Below are 17,764 nucleotides of genomic sequence, written 5' to 3' on the forward strand. Positions count from 1 at the left end.
GCGGCGAGCGCGATCCGGATCGCGCCGAGGAAGGTGCGCCGCTGCGAGCGCCTGGCCGGCAGCGGGAGCGGCAGCAGCCACGACCCCCAGTAGCGGCGCTCCCCGCTGTTGGACCGGCCGCCCGGAATGCTGCTGCGCAGCCACCGGCGCAGCAGCGGGGCCAGCCGCAGCCGCCGGCAGATGTCCGCCAGGTGCTCCCGGGCCAGGACGGCCATCGCCGCCCGCAGCCGCTCCGCCTCCTCGGGCGTGAGATGCGGATCGGGCGGCTGCGGGCGGGCGGCCCGTGAGTAGGCGATGGCCATGCGGTACGCCGTCTCGATGTGCTCCGACCACAGCCGCGTACAGCGCTGGTAGATCTTGATGGCCCGCTGGTACTGCTCCGGGTCGTCCGCGTGCATCAACTCGATGAGCGCCGCCTGGCCGTGCCGCACCAGCAGATTGCCCGGCGCGAACTCGACCGCCTGCTCGAAGGCGCGCAGAGCCTGCGTGTACTCACCGCCGAAGTCCCCCTCGCCGGTCCGGGCCCGGGTCTGGGTCCGCTGCTCGTACCTGCCCTCGCGGTAGTGGGCGAGGGCCTCCTCACCGGCCCCCCACCGCTCCCAGCGCGGGATGCGCCGCAGCATCTCCGGCTGGGAGCGCACCTTCGCCACGCAGTGCACGGCGATCCGCTCCAGCAGCCGCTCCTCGTCCTCCTCGGCGATGACGGTGGCCGCGATGATGCGGTTGCGGGGCACCCGTACGATGCGCACCGACACCCGGCGGGTCGTCCCGCTGGGCTCCAGCTCGTCGAGGTGCACCGCGTAACCGGGCGGACTGGACAGGGCGATGCGGATCACCGACTCGACCCAGCCCTGGGCCGGGTCGGAGGTCTGCGGGCGGCTGTCGGCGGTGGCCGTGGACGGACTGCCGGGGGCCAGGATGCTCTCGCCGCCGTGTTCCGTCAGATGCGCCGCGAGATGGGAGACGAGCGCGGCCGACGGCCGTCGCGCCCCGTCGGCCTGCTGCTCCGCGCCGTCCGGCACCAGGATCAGCGGCAGGATCCGCCCCCGGGCCCGCAGCCGGTGCACCAGCGCCGACAGACCGCGCACCACCGCGACGGTCAGGAGCACGGCGAGCGCCAGCAGGAACCACTGGGCCGCCGCGTGCAGTGCCCGTGCGAACGCGTCGTCCACTCCCATGCAGACGGCATATCCGGCCATGTGGCGGAATACACGCTTCAGGCGATTGCGGGGTCCCAGGGGCGAACGGGTACCGGCCGAAGGCTCGCCGCCGCCGCGGCACGCGCGCGCCGGCGCTCACGGCACCCGGCGCGGGACACCCGGCTCCACGGCCGGGTCCGGGCCGCTCTCCTCGCGGTAGAACTGCGGGGCCACCCCCGTCACCCTGCGGAACACCCGGCTGAAGTGCGACCGGTCGCGGAACCCCACCGCGCGGGCCACGCTCTGCACGCTGTCCGCACTGGTCCGCAGCCGTTCGGCCGCCCGGCGCACCCGCAGCCGGGTCAGGTACTCCCACATCGTCAGGCCGTAGCGCCGGTGGAAGAGTTTGCCGAGGTGGTCCTCGCTGACGCCGGCGGCCTGCGCCACCTGCCACCGGGAGACCGGCCGCCGGTAGTGCTCGTAGAGATAGACCAGCGCCTCGTCCAGCACGGCCCGCACCCGCGGCGGCAGCCGGCCGTCCCGGCCGGTCAGGCCCCGCACCAGCGTCGCCGCCTCGTGCGGCGCGAACACGTCCAGGTCCAGCAGGAGCAGCGCCGGATGCGGCCGGGCCCGCCGCGCGTCGGCCGCCGTGATCCCCTCGTGGCCCGCGACGACCGCCGGGCACAGCGCCCGGCCGCTCCCGTCGTGCAGCCGTTCCACCACGTCCAGGCCGTGCAGGTCGGCGAGGGAGGACTCCAGGACGACCAGCCGGGGCGTCTCCTCCGCGATCAGCGCGAGCACGGTCGCCGCGTCGGCCACCACCCGCGTGGGCCGGTCCGGCAGCGCCGCCTCCGCGATCCGGCGCAGCTCCTCCCGGGACTCCTGGGTGCGGCCCGCCACCACCACCGGTTCGGCCAGCCCGCTGGGCCGCAGCGCCCGCAGCGCGTCCCCCAGGTCGGTGCCGCGGGCGCCGAAGAGCACGAACGGCGTGTGCCGCAGGGCCGGATGGTCGTGCAGCCGCTGCACGGCCCGCCACTCCTCGGGCCGGTCCGGCCGCGCCTCCCACACCACCGCCCCCGGCCCGCGGTCCGCCGGGAACGGCACCGGGTCGTGGCCGCCGCCGGCCCGGTGCGCCCGCACTCCGAGCCGCCCGGCCGCGAGCCGTACGTCCTCGGTGACGTCCCCCGGCGTGACGACGAGCAGCGGGCCGGTGTCGGCCGGCGGCCGGTGCGCGTGCCCGTCGGGGGAGGGCAGGGGCAGTTCCAGGACGTACTCGACGCGGTCCGGGCCGCCGGCCGGGCGCAGCGAACCGCCGTGCATCATGGCCAGCCGGCGGGCCGTGGTCAGCCCGACGTCGAACCGGTGCGGCTCAGCGGCCGGGGCCGGCCCCGAGGGCACGGCGACGACCACCCGCACCCCGGCCGGCGACCAGCGCGCCGCCACCTCCACGATGCCGCCCCGGGCCCGGTCCGCGGCGGCGGTCAGCACGTTGCCGAGGATCTGCCGCAGCCGCGCGGCGTCGGCCGGCACCGACGGCAGCCGGGCCGGCAACTGGACCGACCAGCGCGGCCGCGCCGGCAGCCGGCGCCCGGCGGCGGCCTCGGCGCAGGCCCGCCGCAGCAGCGGCAGCGGATCGAGCAGCCGGCGGGTCAGCACCAGGTCCCCGGCCTCCGAGTGGGCGAGGTCGAGGAGGTTGGCGCTGAGGTGCAGCAGCCGGGCGGCGTCCCGGTGCACCTCGGTGAGGACCTCCGCCGGGTCGTCGCCGCCGCGCGCGAGCATCGCCTCCAGCGGGTCCCGCAGTTCGGCGACGACATGGGTGAGCAGCCGGGTCTGGAACCGGTTCGCCTGCTCGGCCGCGTCCCGGGCCCGGCGCACCTCGTCGAACAGCCCGATGCCCTTCAGCGCCGCGCTGATCTGGTCGCCCAGCTCCCGGTACAGCGCCCCGTCCTGGTCGGCGGCGGTCTCCCCGGCGGTGGCGTCGAACACGGCGAGACCGAGCTGCTGTTCCCCGATGTGCAGGGGCTCCAGGACCAGCCGGGAACGCCGGCCGCCGCCCGGCATCAGGCGGTCGGGCAGCAGCAGCGCGGCCGAGAACGGCGGACTGTCCAGCACCCCCGCGTGCCCGAGCCGCCGCCCCTCCGCCCGGGTCAGCAGCGGCCGGGCGATGCCGCGCACCGGCGCCGCCGCCCCGGGCGCGGTCTGCTCGTACAGCACGATCCGGCAGGCCGGTACGCCGGGCTGGGCGAGGTGGCGCTCCAGTACGTCGGAGAGCCCGCCGAGGTCGACCACCGTGGTCAGCGCGGTACCGAACTCCCGCAGCCGCCGGGCCCGTCCGGCCTGGGTCCAGCGGCCGTACTCCAGCAGCGCCCGGGACCGTTCCGCGACGATCAGCCGGGCCCGCCCGAACAGCGCCTCCGCCGGGCCGCGCAGCTCCACCGGGAGCGGATCGACCACGCCGAGCCGGGCCCGCTCCAGCGCCTGGTGCCAGCGCTCGGCCTCGGCCTGGGTCCGGGCCCGGCCCCGCAGCAGCCGCTCCACCAACGGCAGGAAACCGCCCGCGCCGTCGTCCGGCGGGCCTGGCTCCGGGGGCCGCGCGGTATCGGGTGGGGGGCTGGTACGGCGGGTTTGCGAGGTCCGGGTGCCGGTGCCCGCGTCGTGTTCTCGGGGGTCTGTCTCCGCGGCCCGTGCGGTGCCCGGTGGCGGGTCGGCGTGGTGGCTCCGGGTGCCGGTGCCCGCGCCGTCGTCCGGCGGGCCCGCCGCCGCGGCCCGTGCCGTCTCCGGCGCGAGGTCCGCGTGGAAGGCGGCCGCCAGCCGGCTGCCGGCGGACGGCGCCACCGCGTCCAGCGCCGCCCAGCCCCGCGGCTCGTCGGCCGCCCCGGCCGCCGCCCGCGGCCGCACCGCGTACCGCGCCGTCGGGTAGGGGCAGCCGCAGGAGCGGCGCGTGACCAGGGTGGCCGGGATGGTCGTACGGTCCGGGGGCCTGGTCCCCCGCAGCCGGGCCACCAGCGTGTCCACGGCCAGCGCGCCGAGTTCCGCGAACGGCAGCGCCACCGAGGTCAGCGGCGGGTCGCCCAGCCTGGCCTCCGGCGAGTCGTTGAAGCCGACCACGGCCACGTCCTCCGGCACCCGCACGCCCCGCCCGGTGAGCAGCCGCAGCGCGTCGGCGGCCAGCACGTCGCTGCACGCCAGCACCGCGTCGAAGTCCACCCCCGGCCGCAGCCCCCGCGCGTCCAGCAGCACCCGCATCGCCGAGGCGCCGCCCGCCGCGTCGAAGTCCACCGCCGCGCACACGTGTGTGGGCTCGAGGCCGACGCCGTGGTGGCGCAGCGCGTCGAGACAGGCGCGGTAGCGCTCCTCGGAGACCGGGTTGGCGACCGGACCGCGGATGCAGGCCGGCCGCCGGCAGCCGTGCCGGGCGACCAGGTGCCCGACCAGTTTGCGCATGCCCGCGTGGCTGTCCACGGACAGCACGTCCGCCTGGTCGCCCAGCGGCTGGTTGAGGCTGATCACCGGCAGGTGCGCCAGCCGCCGCAGCAACTGCCGGGCCCTGGCCCCCGAGGAGGGCAGGCCGATGGTGGAACTCCAGCAGACGACGCCGTCCAGCCGGGCCGGGCCGACCAGTTCGTACAGGGCGCTGCGCGGCACGCCGCCGCCGCGCAGGTCGCCGCCGGGGAAGCAGACCAGGCCGACGTCGTTGCGTTCGGCGGCGGCGCGGACCCCGGACCACAGGGTGGCGCCGACACCGAGGTGGATGTTGGCGGTGAGCAGCCCGATGGTGAGCGGCCGGCGCGGGCCGCCGTCCGCCGTGCCGTGCGGGTCCGCGGCCATCGGCGCTCCCTCGGTCGGCCCCGGCGGGACAGGGTGGAGAACCTAGACGAGCCGGTCGCACCCGGCAAGACAGGGGACGCGAGGAGACCGGAGGGTCTGCGGAGAGTTCCTGGAATGTCCTGGCACGGGGGCGGGACCGGTGGCGTGGGGTCCACCGGTCCTGCCCGGGTGCGGTGTGCGGCTCGTGGTGCGCGGGGGTCAGATCTTGCCGACGCCCGCCCCGGCGGTCACCGTCGCCTTGACGGAGGACGCCGACTGCGCGGTGTAGCTGTACGGGATCGAGGCCACGCTGCCACCGGTCTGCCCGGTACCGGAGCCGGTGAGGTAGTTGTTCTTCGCCACCAGCGAACCCTCGTCGGAGTCGCCCTCACCGAGGTGGTACGGGTCGTCGGTGTTCTCGAAGTAGTTGGCCTCCACCAGGACGCCCGCGTTCTCCGTGGACGCGACGCCGTAGGAGCCGATGTCGCTGAAGTAGTTGTTCAGCACGTGCACCGGGTTGCCGAAGCGGACCCGCGGGTTGCGCTGGTTGGTGCCGTCGAACCAGTTGTTGACGTAGGTCACCTTCAGCTTGCCGGTGTCCTCCGAGGAGTTGTCGTCGGAGTGGCCAAGGAGCATGTTCTTGTCCTGGTCGTGGGTGCGGTTCCAGGACACGGTGATGTTGGTCGAGGCCCGCTTGATGTCCACCGCGCCGTCGTAGGCGTCGGAGATGTCGTTGTGGTCGATCCAGACGTTGGTGGAGTACTGGACGTTGATCGCGTCGTCGTTGGACCCGGTGAACGTCAGGTTCTGGATGATGACGTTGTTCACGCTGGCCACGTTCAGACCGCTGCCGGTGATCTTCCCGGCGGTGCCGACGCCGACGATGGTCTTGTTGGAGGCGACCTTCGTCATCGACGACAGCGAGATCGTGCCGTTGACCCGCACGGTCTGGGTGGTACTGCTCTGTACGGCCGAGATGAAGGCGGAGGCGGTGGAGACGGTGACGGTGCCGCCGCCGGCGCCGCCGGTGGTGGCCGCGCCGAAGCCGACGGGAGTGGTGGCGGCCGCCGCCAGCGGCTTGGCCGGAGCGGAACCGCTCGCCGTACCGACGCCTGTCACGGCCATGACAACCGCGATCGCGGTGGCTCCGGCCAGGGTGAACCGTGCGCTCGTCCTGCGCATGTGGATCTCCGTCCGTGGGGGTTTTCCGGGAGGGGACGTACGGGGGGATGTGCTGTGGGGACGTGCTGTGGGGACGTGCTGTGGGGGTGCACCACCAAAGCCTCGCGGCCGGCTCTTGCCGAGGCTCACTGTGAGCGTAGGGAGAGTGCTGTGGACTATGACGTGCCCTGTGTGGACTATTGCGTTCCGTTCCGCCGCCGCGCACCCGACCGGATCGGGCACCGGATGTCGGGTCCGGACCGGGACCCGCTGCCTAGCGTGGAGCGCGCAACAGGAAGGAGGCCGGACGTGCTGGAGCGTCTCAACCAGGCCCTGGAGAGCGTCGAGCGCGGCCTCGACGGGGAGGTGGACGTGGCCGAGCTGGCCCGTACCGCCGCCACCTCGGAGTACCACCTGCGCCGGATGTTCTCGGCGCTGGCGGGCCTGCCGCTGTCGGAGTACGTACGCCGCCGCCGGCTGACCGTCGCGGGCGCCGAGGTGCTGGCCGGGCAGGCGTCCCTGCTGGAGATCGCGGTGCGCTACGGCTACGGCTCGGGCGAGGCGTTCGCCCGGGCGTTCCGCGCCATGCACGGCGTCGGTCCCGGCGAGGCCCGGCGGACCGGTGCCGCGCTCGTCTCCCAGCCCCGGCTGTCCTTCCGTCTCACCGTCGAAGGGAACAGCAGCATGCGCTACCGCGTGGTGGACCGGCCGGACTTCACCGTCGTCGGCCTCAAGGCCCGGGTGCCCCTGGTGCACCTGGGACCCAACCAGGCGATCATCGACTTCGTCCGCGGCATCGACCCCGGGCTGAGGGAGAGCCTGGCGAAACTGTCGGACCAGGAACCGCACGGCCCCGTCGCGGTCTGCGATGACCTCGACCCGAGCCGGGCCGAGGGCACCGAACTCGACTACTACCACGGGGTGATCACCTCGGCCGCCGCCCCCGAGGGCACCACGGCACTGCCCGTCCCGGCCGGCACCTGGGCGGTCTTCACCACCTCGGGACCGGCGCCGCACGCGGTCCAGGAACTGTGGCGGGACGTGTTCACCCAGTGGTTCCCGGCCAACCCGTACCGCGGCCGCCCCGGCCCCGAGATCCTGCGCACCCGGCTGTCCCCGGACGGCGCCGAGGCCGACGCCGAACTGTGGCTCCCGGTGGAACGGGAGGAGCGCTGAACCGGACACACCGCACCGGCCCCGGCCCGCACGGCGCCGGGGCCGGTGCGCGGTCCGGCGGGTCAGGAGGCGATGAAGTCCGCGATCTGGCCCAGGACGACCGTGTCGGCCAGGTAGCCGATGTGGGTCTGGCAGAGCACGTTGTGGTTGGTCGCGCCGCTCAGCTTGGTGCTGGTGTACGGGATGATGACGCCGTCGCACGCCGAGTACCAGGTGGCGTACTCGGTGTCGCCCGGCGTCTCGTCGCCCGAGGTGAGCTGGCCTATGAACGAGGACCCCGGATACGTCTGCTGGCAGGTCGTGTAGATCAGACAGGCCCCGGCGTACGTGGTGCCGTGGTTGGCGTCGGCGATCGAGGCGAGGTGGCTGACGCTGCGGTGGCCGCCCAGCACCTTCAGGTAGTACTGGCTGACCAGGCCGCCCATCGAGTGGTTGACGATCGCCACCTTGCTCGCGCCGGTACGGGACTTGACGGTGTTGACGTAGGAGGCGAGGCCCTGCGCGTTGGTGACGTTGTTGCCGTACGAGTCGTACTCGTAGGCGAACAGATGGGAGCTGGACCAGCCGTTGAGGCGGAAGACGCTCATGGCGGTGACCCAGTTGGAGGCGTTGCCGGTGTAACCGTGCACGAAGACGACCGGGCTGCTCGTCGACAGCGGCTGTGCGGCGGCGGCCGGCGCGGCCGGGGCCGCGGTGTCGGCCTCGGCGGCCGCCGAGGCCGGGGAGAACAGGGTGAGCGCGGCGGTGGCGGCCACGAGCACGCCGAGGAGCCGACGTGGGGAGCGACGACGCATGGACCCTCCTGACGAGGATGCGGGGGAGCGGGTGCCTGACCCGGTCCAGCGTCGTGGCGTGCGGTGCGGGTGCCGTCGGTGAAATCACCGGTGATCCAGGGGGGCCGGGGGCCGGCCCCGCACCGTGCGGTGGTCGCTACTCCTCTGCGGGCGGGGTGTCCCCGGTCCGCTCGGGCGCGGCGAGCCGGTCGAGCGCGTCGCTGAGGGTGAGGCCGGCGTCGTCCTTGCTGTCGTACCACCGCTCCAGCGTGGTGGCCGCCGCCCGCAGCAACTGGGGCGGCAGCCCGGCCGCTTCAAGGGTGTCGGCGATCTCGTCCATCTCCGGACCCCAGCGCCAGGCCCGGGCCGCCGCCGAGGCCACCTGCTCCGGCTCGGCCAGATACGTGTCCGAGCGGCGGCGGGCGATCTCCCGCAGTTCCCCCTCCACGCCGTGCTCGTGGGCCAGCGCGTAGGACAGGCCGACCAGCACCCGGCTGACCTTCTGGAAACCGGCGTAGGCGAGCTTCAGCGACGACGCCTGTCCGACCCGGGGCCCCAGCACCTCGGCGCGCACGGCGGTGCCGTCGAACAGCCGGGCCACCGCCGTGGTCTGCGGTTCCGGTCCGGACAGGTACAGCGTCGGCCGGCTGCCGCCCACCGGCGGGGCGCCGATCACCCCGCCGTCCACCACGGTGGCGGGCGGCGGGAACAGGGCGGCGATCCGCGCGGTGCGCTCCGGGTTGACGGCGTTCGCCTCCACGTACACGCCGGTGAAACCGAGTCCGGCGATCTCGCGGGCCTGGTCCTCGGCGGCGGCCGGCGGGCACAGGCTGATCACGACGTCGGCGCGGTCGGCCAGTTCGCGCAGGGTGGGCACCGGCTGGAGGCCGAACCGTGCGGCGCGCTGCGCGCTGGCCGGGCTGCGGCCGTCCGTGCACCACAGGACGGTGGCGGCGCCCGCCGCCGCGCAGGCGGCGACGGCGGCGCCCATGCTGCCGGGGTGGAGGATGCCTACGACGGGCTGCTGGTGGGGCACGGTGCTACTCCTGGGAGTGGGCGAGCAGGTGGCCGACGGCCTCGGTGACGTCGTCGACGCTGTGGTGGGGCGCGGTCAGGCCGTCCGGCCAGGGGCGGCCGCGTACCCAGATGGCACGCAGACCGGCCGCCGCGCCGCCGGCGATGTCGGTCTCCGGGTTGTCCCCGGTCATCCAGTCGCCGGCGGACAGCTGGGTGCCGCAGCGGGCCGCGGCCAGTTCGAACAGCCGCGGGTCCGGCTTGCGGACGTCGATGTCGCCGGAGGCGGCGATGCCGTCGACCAGTTCGGCGAGGCCGGTGGCGCGCAGCTTGGCGCGCTGGATGTCACTGGCCCCGTTGGTGGCCACGCCGACGCTCCAGCCGGCCTCCTTCAGCGCGGCCAGGCTGTCCAGGACGGCGGGGCGGCAGGTGACCGCGGACGCCATCCGGTCGACGTAGACGCGCCACAGATGGCCGGGATCCTCGCCGACGCCGAAGACCTCCCGCAGCCGGACGAAGTCCTCGCGGTCGGCGGTGTCGGCGAGTTCGGTCCGCAGCCACCGCTCGATCTCCGGTCCGTAGGCGTGGTCGTGGACCAGATCGGCTATCGCGTCCGCGACGGCGGCACGGCGGTCGACCAGGGTGCCGTCCAGGTCGAAGAGGGCGAGGCGCATGGCACCGACCTTAACCTCAGCGCCCCGCCGCCCTCTTCGGGCGCCCGCGCGGGCGGGCCGGGTCAGCCGGTGGTGGCCAGCCCGACGGCGAGGACCGCCAGCACCCCCACGGGCTGGAACGACGCCCGGTTGAACACCGCCAGGGCGAGCGGCGGTTCCGGGCGGCGCAGCAGGGCCAGGCCCGGCCGGACCAGGGTGGCGGCCGTGACCAGCACCGTGCCGACCAGCCCCGGCGGGCCGAAGGAGCCCAGCGCCACCCAGGCCAGGGCGCAGCTCGCCGCGCCGGCCACGAGGAGGAACCCGCAGGCCGTCGCGGCGCCGGCCCGGGGCCCGTGGACCACGGGCAGGGTCCGGACGCCGAGGTGGCGGTCCTCGTCGAGGTCGGCGAGGTCGTTGGGGATGTTGCGGCCGCCGATCTCCCACGCTGCCATCCACACCAGGAACAGACCCAGCCGCAGCGGGTCGACGACGGTGGACACCGTGAACCAGCCGACCGAGCCGCCGACCGCCACCATCACCCCGCTGACCAGGAACTTGTACGGGGTCACGGTGGCCAGCCGGCAGTAGAGCACCTGGAGCAGGGCGGCCACGGCGAACAGTGCCACGCACACCCAGCTGAGCAGCGCGGTGATGACGACGGCGACCAGACCGAGGCCGCCGATCCAGGCGAGGGCGGCCCGCCGGGACAGCCGCCCCCGGGCCAGCGGATGCCGGCCGCCGACGCCGTCGAGGTCGGTCCCCTCGTAGGGGCGCGGATGCGCGAAGCGCCGCCGGTCCATGTCGATGTCGAGCAGGTCGTTGAGGGCGAAGACGGCGAAGAAGCCGGCGAACGCGGCGAGCGCGGCGGCCGCGAGCCGCTGCGGTGCGGGACGGTCGTCGGCGATCAGCGCCGCGATCAGCGGCTGGGCGACACTCAGGGTGGCCTGGGTGCCGCGGGAGAACGCGAAGAGGGCCTTGGCCGGTGCGGCCACGAAGGTCATGGGAGACGTCCTGGGGTGAGGGGCGGGGGAGCGGCCGCGCGGTCGGCACGGCACACGGGACGGAGACCTGCCACCCCGCTCAGGCCGAGGGGACACCGGATGATGCGGGCCGGTCCCGGGTGGCCACCACCACCAGGTATCCCGGCGGGACGAACCGCGTGCGCACCGCCACGGCCGGCGTGCACGCGGCGGCCAGCGCGTGCAGCGCCTTCGCGCTGTAGAGCTTGCGCAGACTGATCAGCCCGTCGTGCAGATGCGGCCGGCCGCCGGTCAGCCAGAGCAGCGGCGCGACGGCGAGATAGGCGGGGTGGCGCCAGCCGTCGATGATCAGCAGCCGCCGTGCGGCGCGGGTGCCCTCCGCCAGCAGGGCCACCACCCCCGGCGCCGGCAGGTGGTGCAGCGACATGGTCAGCACCGCCACGTCGAAGGCGCCGTCCGGAGCCTCGATCGACGTGGCGTCCAGCACCGCGGGCGTCACCCGGGGGTGCGCGCCCAGCGGTCCGCGGCGGATCAGGCCGACCACGTCGGGGTCGATGTCGCTCACGGTGACCCGGGCCGCGGGGTGCCGGTCGACGAGATGACGGGTGAGCCGGCCCAGTCCCGCGCCCAGTTCGAGGACGGCCGGAGCGGGGACGTCACGGGCCTGGGCGAGGGTCAGCCGGCAGAAGGACCGGTAGCCGCCGGTCAGCCGGTGGAACCGGTCCAGCCCGCGCAGCGCCCGCCGGCCCTGGTCAGGGGTGTCGGGCCGGTCGATGTACTCCGCGCGGCCGGTTTCGAACCTGCGGTCCCAGCGGGCCGCGTCAGGGCCGCCCCGGGGCATGTCGGCGATCATCGGACTCCGAGTCGGTCGCGGTACGGCCGGGGCCGCCGGGCACGGCGTTCGGCCCTCTGCGTCACCAACGACCGGCCGCCGCATCCGGCACCGGGCGAAACCGGATACGGCGCTCTCGCCGTCCCGGCCCCGGGGCGCTCAGGGCGTCACGAAGACGAGGTCCAGGTGATGGCGCAGCACGGCGGCCGCCGACTCCGCGCTGCGCTGGCCGACCAGCACCCCCGTGCCGAGCCCGGCGGACATGGCGAGCAGACCGGCCGCCTCCTGCCGGGGGTCCGCGTCCGGACGGAGCAGGCCGTCCTCCCGCGCCCGGCGCAGCAGCCCGGCGAGCGCGTCCTCCGCGGCGTCGGGGTCCTTGACGAAGGGCTGGGCGGCCAGCGCCCGGTCCTTCACGGCCAGCACGGCGTACGAGGTGTAGACGTAGTGGAAGGTACGGCTCTCCTCGTCCGTGGGCAGGGCCGCCAGCAGCAGCGCCTCTACGCCGGCCCGCGGCCCGGGGTTCCGCCCGGCCTGCGCGAACCGGGCGGCGACCCGCTCCCGGAACCGCGCGGTCAGCTGCTCGAGGCCGAAGAGCAGCAGCTTCTCCTTGGTCTCGAAGTAGTACTGCACCAGCCGCAGCGACACGCCCGCCTCGGCCGCCACGTCGCGCATCCCCACCGCGTGCAGCCCCTCGCGCCCGGCGACCCGCACCAGCGCCCGGCCGATCTGGGCACGCCGCTCCGCGTGGTCCACGTGCTTGGGCATCGCCGTCTCTTCCGCTCGTCGCTCGTCGTCCGCGCCGCTACGTCACCGCGGGCCGAGATGATGATACAGCCGTACCATTTTGCTGGTACGGTCGTATCACAACGCACTCGAACCCCGGAGGTGCCCGTGTCCCGGACCGCAGCCCGTCCGCAACCGACCGTCGGCCGCTACCTGGACGATGCCCGGCGGGAGCGTTACTTCGCGGCCTGCGACGCGGTCTACGCCCTGGGCGCGCCCGCGCTGGCCGAGCACCGGGTGGAGACCGCCGCCGGCACCACGCACGTCTACCGGTACGGCCCCGACGACCCCGCAGCCGCGTCCCGCACCCCCGTCGTCCTGGTGCACGGCGCGGGTTCCTGCTCCGCCATGTGGTACCCCAACACGCCCGCGCTCAGCGCCCAACGCCCCGTCTACGCGGTGGACACCCCGGGCGATCCCGGGCGCAGTGTCCAGCGGGCACCGATCCACCGGCCCGAGGACGCCGCGCGCTGGCTGGCGGAGACCCTCGCGGGGCTGGGACTGGACCGGGTGCACCTCGTCGGCAGCTCCTACGGCGGCTGGCTCGCCCTCAACCAGGCGCACCGCGCTCCGGGCCGGCTCGCGTCGGTCACCCTGCTCGACCCCGGCGGACTGGAGAAGGTGGGAGCGCGCTTCTTCCTCTGGATCTTCGCGGGCCTGTTCGCGACCTTCGCGCCCCGGGCGCTGCGGCCGCGGCTCGCGGCCTGGCTGGACCAGCCGGTCCTGGTGGTGCCGGAGCTGCGGGCGATGATCCGGGCGGCCGGCCGCGCCTACCGCGTCCGCCGCCCCGCGCCCCTGCCGCTGACCGAGCACGAACTGTCCGCCGTCCGGGTCCCGCTCTACCTGGTGCTCGGCGAGCGCAGCCTGCTCGTGCGTCCGCGGCGGCAGGCCGAGCGGGTGCCCCGGCTGGTGCCGGACGCCCGCGCCGAGATCGTGCCCGGCACCGGCCACGGCCCCCAGATCGACCACGCGGACACGGTCAACCGCCGCATGCTGGACTTCATGGACGCCGTCGGCTGAGGCACGGACCGGGCCCGCGCCTCAGCCGGTGCGGTGACCGGTCAGTCGGTGCCGGACTCCATCGCCGCGCGGTCCAGCAGTTCGTCCGCGCCGGAGACCTCACCGCGGGAGGCGATCGCCTCGGCGCCGCCCTCCGGCATGGTGCCGATCAGACCGGTCGCGGCCGCCTGGGCCGCGCCGATGGCCGGATTGGCGGTGCCGATCAGACCGATCCCGGCGTACTGCTCCAGCTTGGCCCGGGAGTCGGCGATGTCCAGGTTGCGCATGGTGAGCTGGCCGATCCGGTCCACCGGGCCGAACGCCGAGTCCTCGGTGCGCTCCATGGACAGCTTGTCCGGGTGGTAGCTGAACGCCGGGCCCGTGGTGTCGAGGATCGAGTAGTCCTCGCCGCGCCGCAGCCGCAGGGTCACCTCGCCGGTGACGGCCGCGCCGACCCAGCGCTGGAGCGACTCGCGCACCATCAGCGCCTGCGGGTCCAGCCAGCGGCCCTCGTACATCAGCCGGCCCAGCCGCCGGCCCTCGGTGTGGTAGTGGGCGAGGGTGTCCTCGTTGTGGATCGCGTTGACCAGCCGCTCGTACGCCGCGTGCAGCAGCGCCATGCCCGGTGCCTCGTAGATGCCGCGGCTCTTGGCCTCGATGATCCGGTTCTCGATCTGGTCCGACATGCCGAGGCCGTGCCGGCCGCCGATGGCGTTGGCCTCCATCACCAGGTCGACGGCGGAGGCGAACTCCTTGCCGTTGACGGTGACCGGGCGGCCCTGCTCGAAGCCGATCGTCACGTCCTCGGTGGCGATCTCGACCGACGGGTCCCAGAACCGCACGCCCATGATCGGCTCGACGGTCTCCACGCCGGTGTCCAGGTGCTCCAGGGTCTTCGCCTCGTGGGTGGCGCCCCAGATGTTGGCGTCGGTGGAGTACGCCTTCTCCGTGCTGTCGCGGTAGGGCAGGTCGTGCGCGACCAGCCACTCCGACATCTCCTTGCGGCCGCCCAGCTCGGTCACGAAGTCCGCGTCCAGCCACGGCTTGTAGATCCGCAGGTTCGGGTTGGCCAGCAGGCCGTACCGGTAGAACCGCTCGATGTCGTTGCCCTTGAACGTCGAGCCGTCGCCCCAGATCTGCACGTCGTCCTCGAGCATCGCCCGCACCAGGAGGGTGCCGGTGACGGCGCGGCCGAGCGGCGTGGTGTTGAAGTACGCCCGCCCGCCCGAGCGGATGTGGAACGCGCCGCAGGCGAGCGCGGCCAGGCCCTCCTCGACGAGCGCCGCGCGGCAGTCGACCAGCCGCGCGACCTCGGCGCCGTAGCTCTTGGCGCGGCCCGGCACCGACGCGATGTCGGGTTCGTCGTACTGGCCGATGTCGGCGGTGTAGGTGCACGGGACGGCACCCTTGTCGCGCATCCAGGCGACCGCGACCGAGGTGTCGAGGCCGCCGGAGAAGGCGATGCCGACGCGCTCGCCGGCCGGGAGGGAAGTGAGGACCTTGGACATGGATTGATTATGCAGGGCAACGTATGAACATGCAAAGTCGCCCTTGTCAGGGCGCCGGCCCGGCCCGCCGGCCCGCCGGGTCCGTCCGCCGCCCGTTACTCTGCATGCTCATGATGCGTGCCTGGTTTCTGCCGCTCCTGCTGGCACTGTGCGGTTCGGTGGTCGCGGCGGGGATGATCCTCGCGGGGGATGCCGGGGCAGCCGCCGGGCTCCTGGTGATGTTCCTGATCCTGGCGGGTTCCCACTCGCCGCTGTTCTTCCCCCGGTCGACCGGCGCGGCGCAGGCTCGGCTGCGCAGCGCGGCTGACGGCCGACCGGTGGTCTACTGGCGGTCCGGCTGTAAATACTGCATGCGGCTGCGGATCCGGCTGGGCCGGGACGCCCGCCGGCTGCACTGGGTCGACATCTGGCGCGACCCGGCGGCGGCAGCGGCGGTACGCGCGGTCAACGACGGGAACGAGACCGTGCCGACGGTCGTCGTGGCGGGCCGCTCCTACGTCAACCCCGATCCGGAGTGGGTGCGCCGGCAGCTACCGGAGCTTCCCAGCCGAACCCGTCCGGGTCGGTGAAGGACCGGCCGGTGCCGCCGAGCACGATCCGGTGCGAGCCGCCGCCCTCCTCGGGCACGCCGGCGATCTTGGCCAGGCCCCGGCGTTTGTAGAGGGCCAGTTGGACGGGGCTGGACGGGTCGGCGGCGAACTCGACGTACTTGCCGCCGAAGCTCTTCGCCACGGTCAGGCCCTGCTCGGCGTAGAACCGTTTGCTCGCCTTCACGTCCTCGACACCCAGCAGGAGGACGAGCGCGCCGATCTCCCGGGAGACCGGTCCGGTGTCCTTCTTCGCCGAGGTCGCCAGTTTCCAGATGGTGCCGTCCGGGGCCTGGACCACGGAGCCATAGCCCCACAGGGACTTCTCGGCCGGCTGGAGCGGGGTGGCGCCGGCGTCGAGCGCGGAGCGGGTGAAGCCGGCCACGTCGGCCGGCTGGGCCACGGTGATCGACATGGCGAAGCCGCGGAAGCCCGTCGTCGGCGCCTGGGAGGGCCGCAGACCGATCCGGGGGCCCAGTCCGAACGCGGCGGCGTAGAACTGCTCGGCGGCCGTGCGGTCGGCCACCTCGAGGGTGACGGATGCGAGTGAAGTCATGCCGTTCACGCTAGGCGCGGCGGGGTCAGCACGGCTTCTCGAAAACTGACCGATGCCGGGCCGCCGTCCAGGGCTTCCGTTTCCAGCAGCCACAGCTCGTTGCGGCCGGCCCGCAGCACCGGGCCGGGCACGTACAGGGAGGTCTGCGGGCCGGTCGACCAGTAGCGGCCGAGGCAGAAGCCGTTGAGCCAGGCGACACCCCGGCCCGCGCCCGGCAGCTCCAGTACGGCGTCCCCGGGGGCCGGAAGGTCGAGGACGCCCCGGTAGAGGCCGGGGCCGCCGCCGGACGGCGGGCGGAACGGCAGGGCCGCGACGGCCGCCGTGCCGTCGAAGGCGTCCAGCCGCAGGGCGCGTGCGCTCACCCCGTGCAGATACTGCCGCTCGTGCAGGATGCCGCCGGTCAGGCCCTTGGGCTCGCCCAGCCGGGGCCCGTAGTTGACGCGGCCGAGGGACTCCACCCGGATCTCGACCGCGGCGGGGCCCGGCACGGGGGTGCCCGGCGCGACGCGGACGCCGTCCACGGTCAGCCGGACCGCGTCCCGCGCGCCGGGGAGGGTCAGCGGCAGCGCCGGGCGGGGTCCGGGCAGCCGGGCCCGGTAGCGGACCAGGCCCCGGTCGACGTCCAGTTCCTCGAAGGTGGGGGCGGTGCCGAAGACGCGCTCCGGACCGCCCAGGGTGTCGATCACCTCGTCCAGCGGCACCCAGGCGTCCAGGACGGCGGTGGCGGGCGCGGCGAGCACCGGCGGCGGGGCGGGCAGGTCCGGCGGCGGGGTCTCGGCGTACTCGGCGAGCACCTCGCGGAAGAGCCAGAACTTCTCGGTGGGCCGGCCGCTCTCGTCGATCGGGGCGTCGTAGTCGTAGGAGGTCACCGTGGGCCGGAAGTCCCCGTCGTGCAGGTCGCCGGTGCGGTTGGCGCCCGCCCAGCCGCCGAAGCTGGTGCCGCCGTGCGCCATGTAGACGTTCACCGAGCCGCCGTGCTCCAGCACCGCCCGCAGCTCGGCCGCCGCGTCACCGGCGTCCCGCGGCGCGGACGTCTCGCCCCAGTGCGCGAACCAGCCGCACCAGAACTCCATGCACATCAGCGGACCGGCCGGCTGGTGCCGGCGCAGGGCCGCGAAGGCCCCGGCGGCGTCCGAGCCGAAGTTCACGGTCGCCAGGACACCCGGCAGCGAACCCCCGGTGAGCATGTGGTCCTCCGGCCCGTCGGAGGTGAACAGCGGCACCGTCACCCCCGACTCCCGCAGCAGCGCGGCCAGTTCGCGCAGGTACTCCCGGTCCGAGCCGTAACTGCCGTACTCGTTCTCCACCTGCACCATCAGCACCGGCCCGCCCCGGTCCGCCTGCCGCTCCACCACCTGCGGCAGCAGCCGGGCGAACCAGCGCCGCACCGGTTCCAGGTACGCCGGGTCCCGGGTGCGCAGCCGGCCGCCCACCGCGCCGGTCAGCCAGTGCGGCAGGCCGCCGTTCTCCCACTCGGCGCAGATGTAGGGCCCCGGCCGCACCAGCGCCCACAGCCCCGCCGCCCGCGCCGCGTCCAGGAACCGGCCCAGCGCCTCCGGGTCCCGGTAGCGGCCCGGCGACGGCTCGTGCAGGTTCCACGGCACGTATGTCTCCACGCAGTTGAGGCCCATCGCGCGGAGCATGCCGAGCCGGTGCGGCCACTGGTCCTCGTGCACCCGGAAGTAGTGCAGGGCGCCGGACAGCAGCCGCACCGGCCGCCCGGCCAGCTCGAAACCGTCGTCGGTCACCGCGAAGGCGGGCGTGGGTGATGCGTTCATCGGGACGGGTCCTCGGGG

General features: G+C 74.5%; 15 protein-coding genes. 3 read left to right on the plus strand and 12 right to left on the minus strand.

The window, feature by feature from the left end; genetic code table 11:
- The 3 genes from ACTT8P_RS23910 to ACTT8P_RS23920 form a co-directional block, all read right to left on the minus strand.
- Positions 1 to 1,178 (minus strand): tetratricopeptide repeat protein (locus ACTT8P_RS23910; protein ID WP_442833770.1); only part of this gene is annotated, 1,178 nt, incomplete at its 3' end.
- A 117-nt stretch (positions 1,179 to 1,295) separates the two neighbouring features.
- A complete protein-coding gene (locus tag ACTT8P_RS23915) occupies positions 1,296 to 4,967 on the minus strand; it encodes a substrate-binding domain-containing protein (RefSeq protein ID WP_442833771.1) in 3,672 nt (1,223 codons plus the stop codon).
- 198 nt (positions 4,968 to 5,165) lie between these two features.
- Complete coding sequence (locus tag ACTT8P_RS23920) at positions 5,166 to 6,128, minus strand: pectate lyase family protein (RefSeq protein ID WP_442833772.1); 963 nt, start codon at positions 6,126 to 6,128, stop codon at positions 5,166 to 5,168.
- 288 nt (positions 6,129 to 6,416) lie between these two features.
- Here ACTT8P_RS23920 and ACTT8P_RS23925 point away from each other — a divergent pair, with 288 nt between their 5' ends.
- On the plus strand, positions 6,417 to 7,283 hold the full coding sequence (locus tag ACTT8P_RS23925) for an AraC family transcriptional regulator (RefSeq protein WP_442833773.1): 867 nt from the start codon (positions 6,417 to 6,419) through the stop codon (positions 7,281 to 7,283).
- Between the two features lie 62 nt (positions 7,284 to 7,345).
- Here the strand turns inward: ACTT8P_RS23925 and ACTT8P_RS23930 are convergent, their stop codons facing one another.
- From ACTT8P_RS23930 to ACTT8P_RS23955, 6 genes are all read right to left on the minus strand, one after another.
- Positions 7,346 to 8,077 (minus strand): esterase/lipase family protein, encoded by a 732-nt coding sequence (locus tag ACTT8P_RS23930; RefSeq protein ID WP_442833774.1) that lies wholly within the window; start codon positions 8,075 to 8,077, stop codon positions 7,346 to 7,348.
- 136 nt (positions 8,078 to 8,213) lie between these two features.
- Positions 8,214 to 9,092: a DUF1932 domain-containing protein gene (locus ACTT8P_RS23935; protein WP_442833775.1), complete on the minus strand. Its 879-nt coding sequence runs from the start codon at positions 9,090 to 9,092 to the stop codon at positions 8,214 to 8,216.
- A 4-nt stretch (positions 9,093 to 9,096) separates the two neighbouring features.
- Positions 9,097 to 9,744 (minus strand): HAD family hydrolase, encoded by a 648-nt coding sequence (locus tag ACTT8P_RS23940; protein WP_442833776.1) that lies wholly within the window; start codon positions 9,742 to 9,744, stop codon positions 9,097 to 9,099.
- Between the two features lie 62 nt (positions 9,745 to 9,806).
- Positions 9,807 to 10,724 (minus strand): UbiA prenyltransferase family protein, encoded by a 918-nt coding sequence (locus tag ACTT8P_RS23945; protein ID WP_442833777.1) that lies wholly within the window; start codon positions 10,722 to 10,724, stop codon positions 9,807 to 9,809.
- Between the two features lie 79 nt (positions 10,725 to 10,803).
- A complete protein-coding gene (locus ACTT8P_RS23950; protein WP_442833778.1) occupies positions 10,804 to 11,556 on the minus strand; it encodes a class I SAM-dependent methyltransferase in 753 nt (250 codons plus the stop codon).
- 138 nt (positions 11,557 to 11,694) lie between these two features.
- On the minus strand, positions 11,695 to 12,300 hold the full coding sequence (locus tag ACTT8P_RS23955; protein ID WP_442833779.1) for a TetR/AcrR family transcriptional regulator: 606 nt from the start codon (positions 12,298 to 12,300) through the stop codon (positions 11,695 to 11,697).
- Between the two features lie 126 nt (positions 12,301 to 12,426).
- On the opposite strand from ACTT8P_RS23955, the gene ACTT8P_RS23960 reads away from it, so the two are divergent.
- Positions 12,427 to 13,338, plus strand: coding sequence for an alpha/beta fold hydrolase (locus ACTT8P_RS23960; RefSeq protein ID WP_442833780.1), 912 nt, complete (start codon positions 12,427 to 12,429; stop codon positions 13,336 to 13,338).
- 41 nt (positions 13,339 to 13,379) lie between these two features.
- Here the strand turns inward: ACTT8P_RS23960 and argG are convergent, their stop codons facing one another.
- A complete protein-coding gene (argG, locus tag ACTT8P_RS23965; protein ID WP_442833781.1) occupies positions 13,380 to 14,825 on the minus strand; it encodes an argininosuccinate synthase in 1,446 nt (481 codons plus the stop codon).
- 110 nt (positions 14,826 to 14,935) lie between these two features.
- On the opposite strand from argG, the gene ACTT8P_RS23970 reads away from it, so the two are divergent.
- Positions 14,936 to 15,394 (plus strand): glutaredoxin domain-containing protein, encoded by a 459-nt coding sequence (locus ACTT8P_RS23970; RefSeq protein WP_442833782.1) that lies wholly within the window; start codon positions 14,936 to 14,938, stop codon positions 15,392 to 15,394.
- Here ACTT8P_RS23970 and ACTT8P_RS23975 read toward each other — a convergent pair.
- Together ACTT8P_RS23975 and ACTT8P_RS23980 are read right to left on the minus strand one after the other, a co-directional pair.
- The gene (locus ACTT8P_RS23975; protein ID WP_442833783.1) at positions 15,324 to 15,968 is read right to left on the minus strand and encodes a glyoxalase; all 645 of its coding nucleotides are present in this window, start codon (positions 15,966 to 15,968) and stop codon (positions 15,324 to 15,326) included. The genes ACTT8P_RS23970 and ACTT8P_RS23975 overlap by 71 nt on opposite strands.
- A gap of 5 nt (positions 15,969 to 15,973) precedes the next feature.
- Positions 15,974 to 17,746: a beta-galactosidase gene (locus tag ACTT8P_RS23980; RefSeq protein ID WP_442833784.1), complete on the minus strand. Its 1,773-nt coding sequence runs from the start codon at positions 17,744 to 17,746 to the stop codon at positions 15,974 to 15,976.
- Positions 17,747 to 17,764 lie beyond the last annotated feature (18 nt).

This window comes from Streptomyces sp. JW3 (assembly GCF_052216785.1).
GTDB lineage: Bacteria > Actinomycetota > Actinomycetes > Streptomycetales > Streptomycetaceae > Streptomyces.

Coding starts and splice junctions, on each gene's coding strand:
- ACTT8P_RS23915 (WP_442833771.1), bottom strand. CDS start 4,967: ATGGCCGCGGACCCGCACGGCACGGCGGACGGCGGCCCGCGCCGGCCG.
- ACTT8P_RS23920 (WP_442833772.1), bottom strand. CDS start 6,128: ATGCGCAGGACGAGCGCACGGTTCACCCTGGCCGGAGCCACCGCGATC.
- ACTT8P_RS23930 (WP_442833774.1), bottom strand. CDS start 8,077: ATGCGTCGTCGCTCCCCACGTCGGCTCCTCGGCGTGCTCGTGGCCGCC.
- ACTT8P_RS23940 (WP_442833776.1), bottom strand. CDS start 9,744: ATGCGCCTCGCCCTCTTCGACCTGGACGGCACCCTGGTCGACCGCCGT.
- ACTT8P_RS23945 (WP_442833777.1), bottom strand. CDS start 10,724: ATGACCTTCGTGGCCGCACCGGCCAAGGCCCTCTTCGCGTTCTCCCGC.
- ACTT8P_RS23950 (WP_442833778.1), bottom strand. CDS start 11,556: ATGATCGCCGACATGCCCCGGGGCGGCCCTGACGCGGCCCGCTGGGAC.
- ACTT8P_RS23955 (WP_442833779.1), bottom strand. CDS start 12,300: ATGCCCAAGCACGTGGACCACGCGGAGCGGCGTGCCCAGATCGGCCGG.
- argG (WP_442833781.1), bottom strand. CDS start 14,825: ATGTCCAAGGTCCTCACTTCCCTCCCGGCCGGCGAGCGCGTCGGCATC.
- ACTT8P_RS23970 (WP_442833782.1), top strand. CDS start 14,936: ATGATGCGTGCCTGGTTTCTGCCGCTCCTGCTGGCACTGTGCGGTTCG.
- ACTT8P_RS23975 (WP_442833783.1), bottom strand. CDS start 15,968: ATGACTTCACTCGCATCCGTCACCCTCGAGGTGGCCGACCGCACGGCC.
- ACTT8P_RS23980 (WP_442833784.1), bottom strand. CDS start 17,746: ATGAACGCATCACCCACGCCCGCCTTCGCGGTGACCGACGACGGTTTC.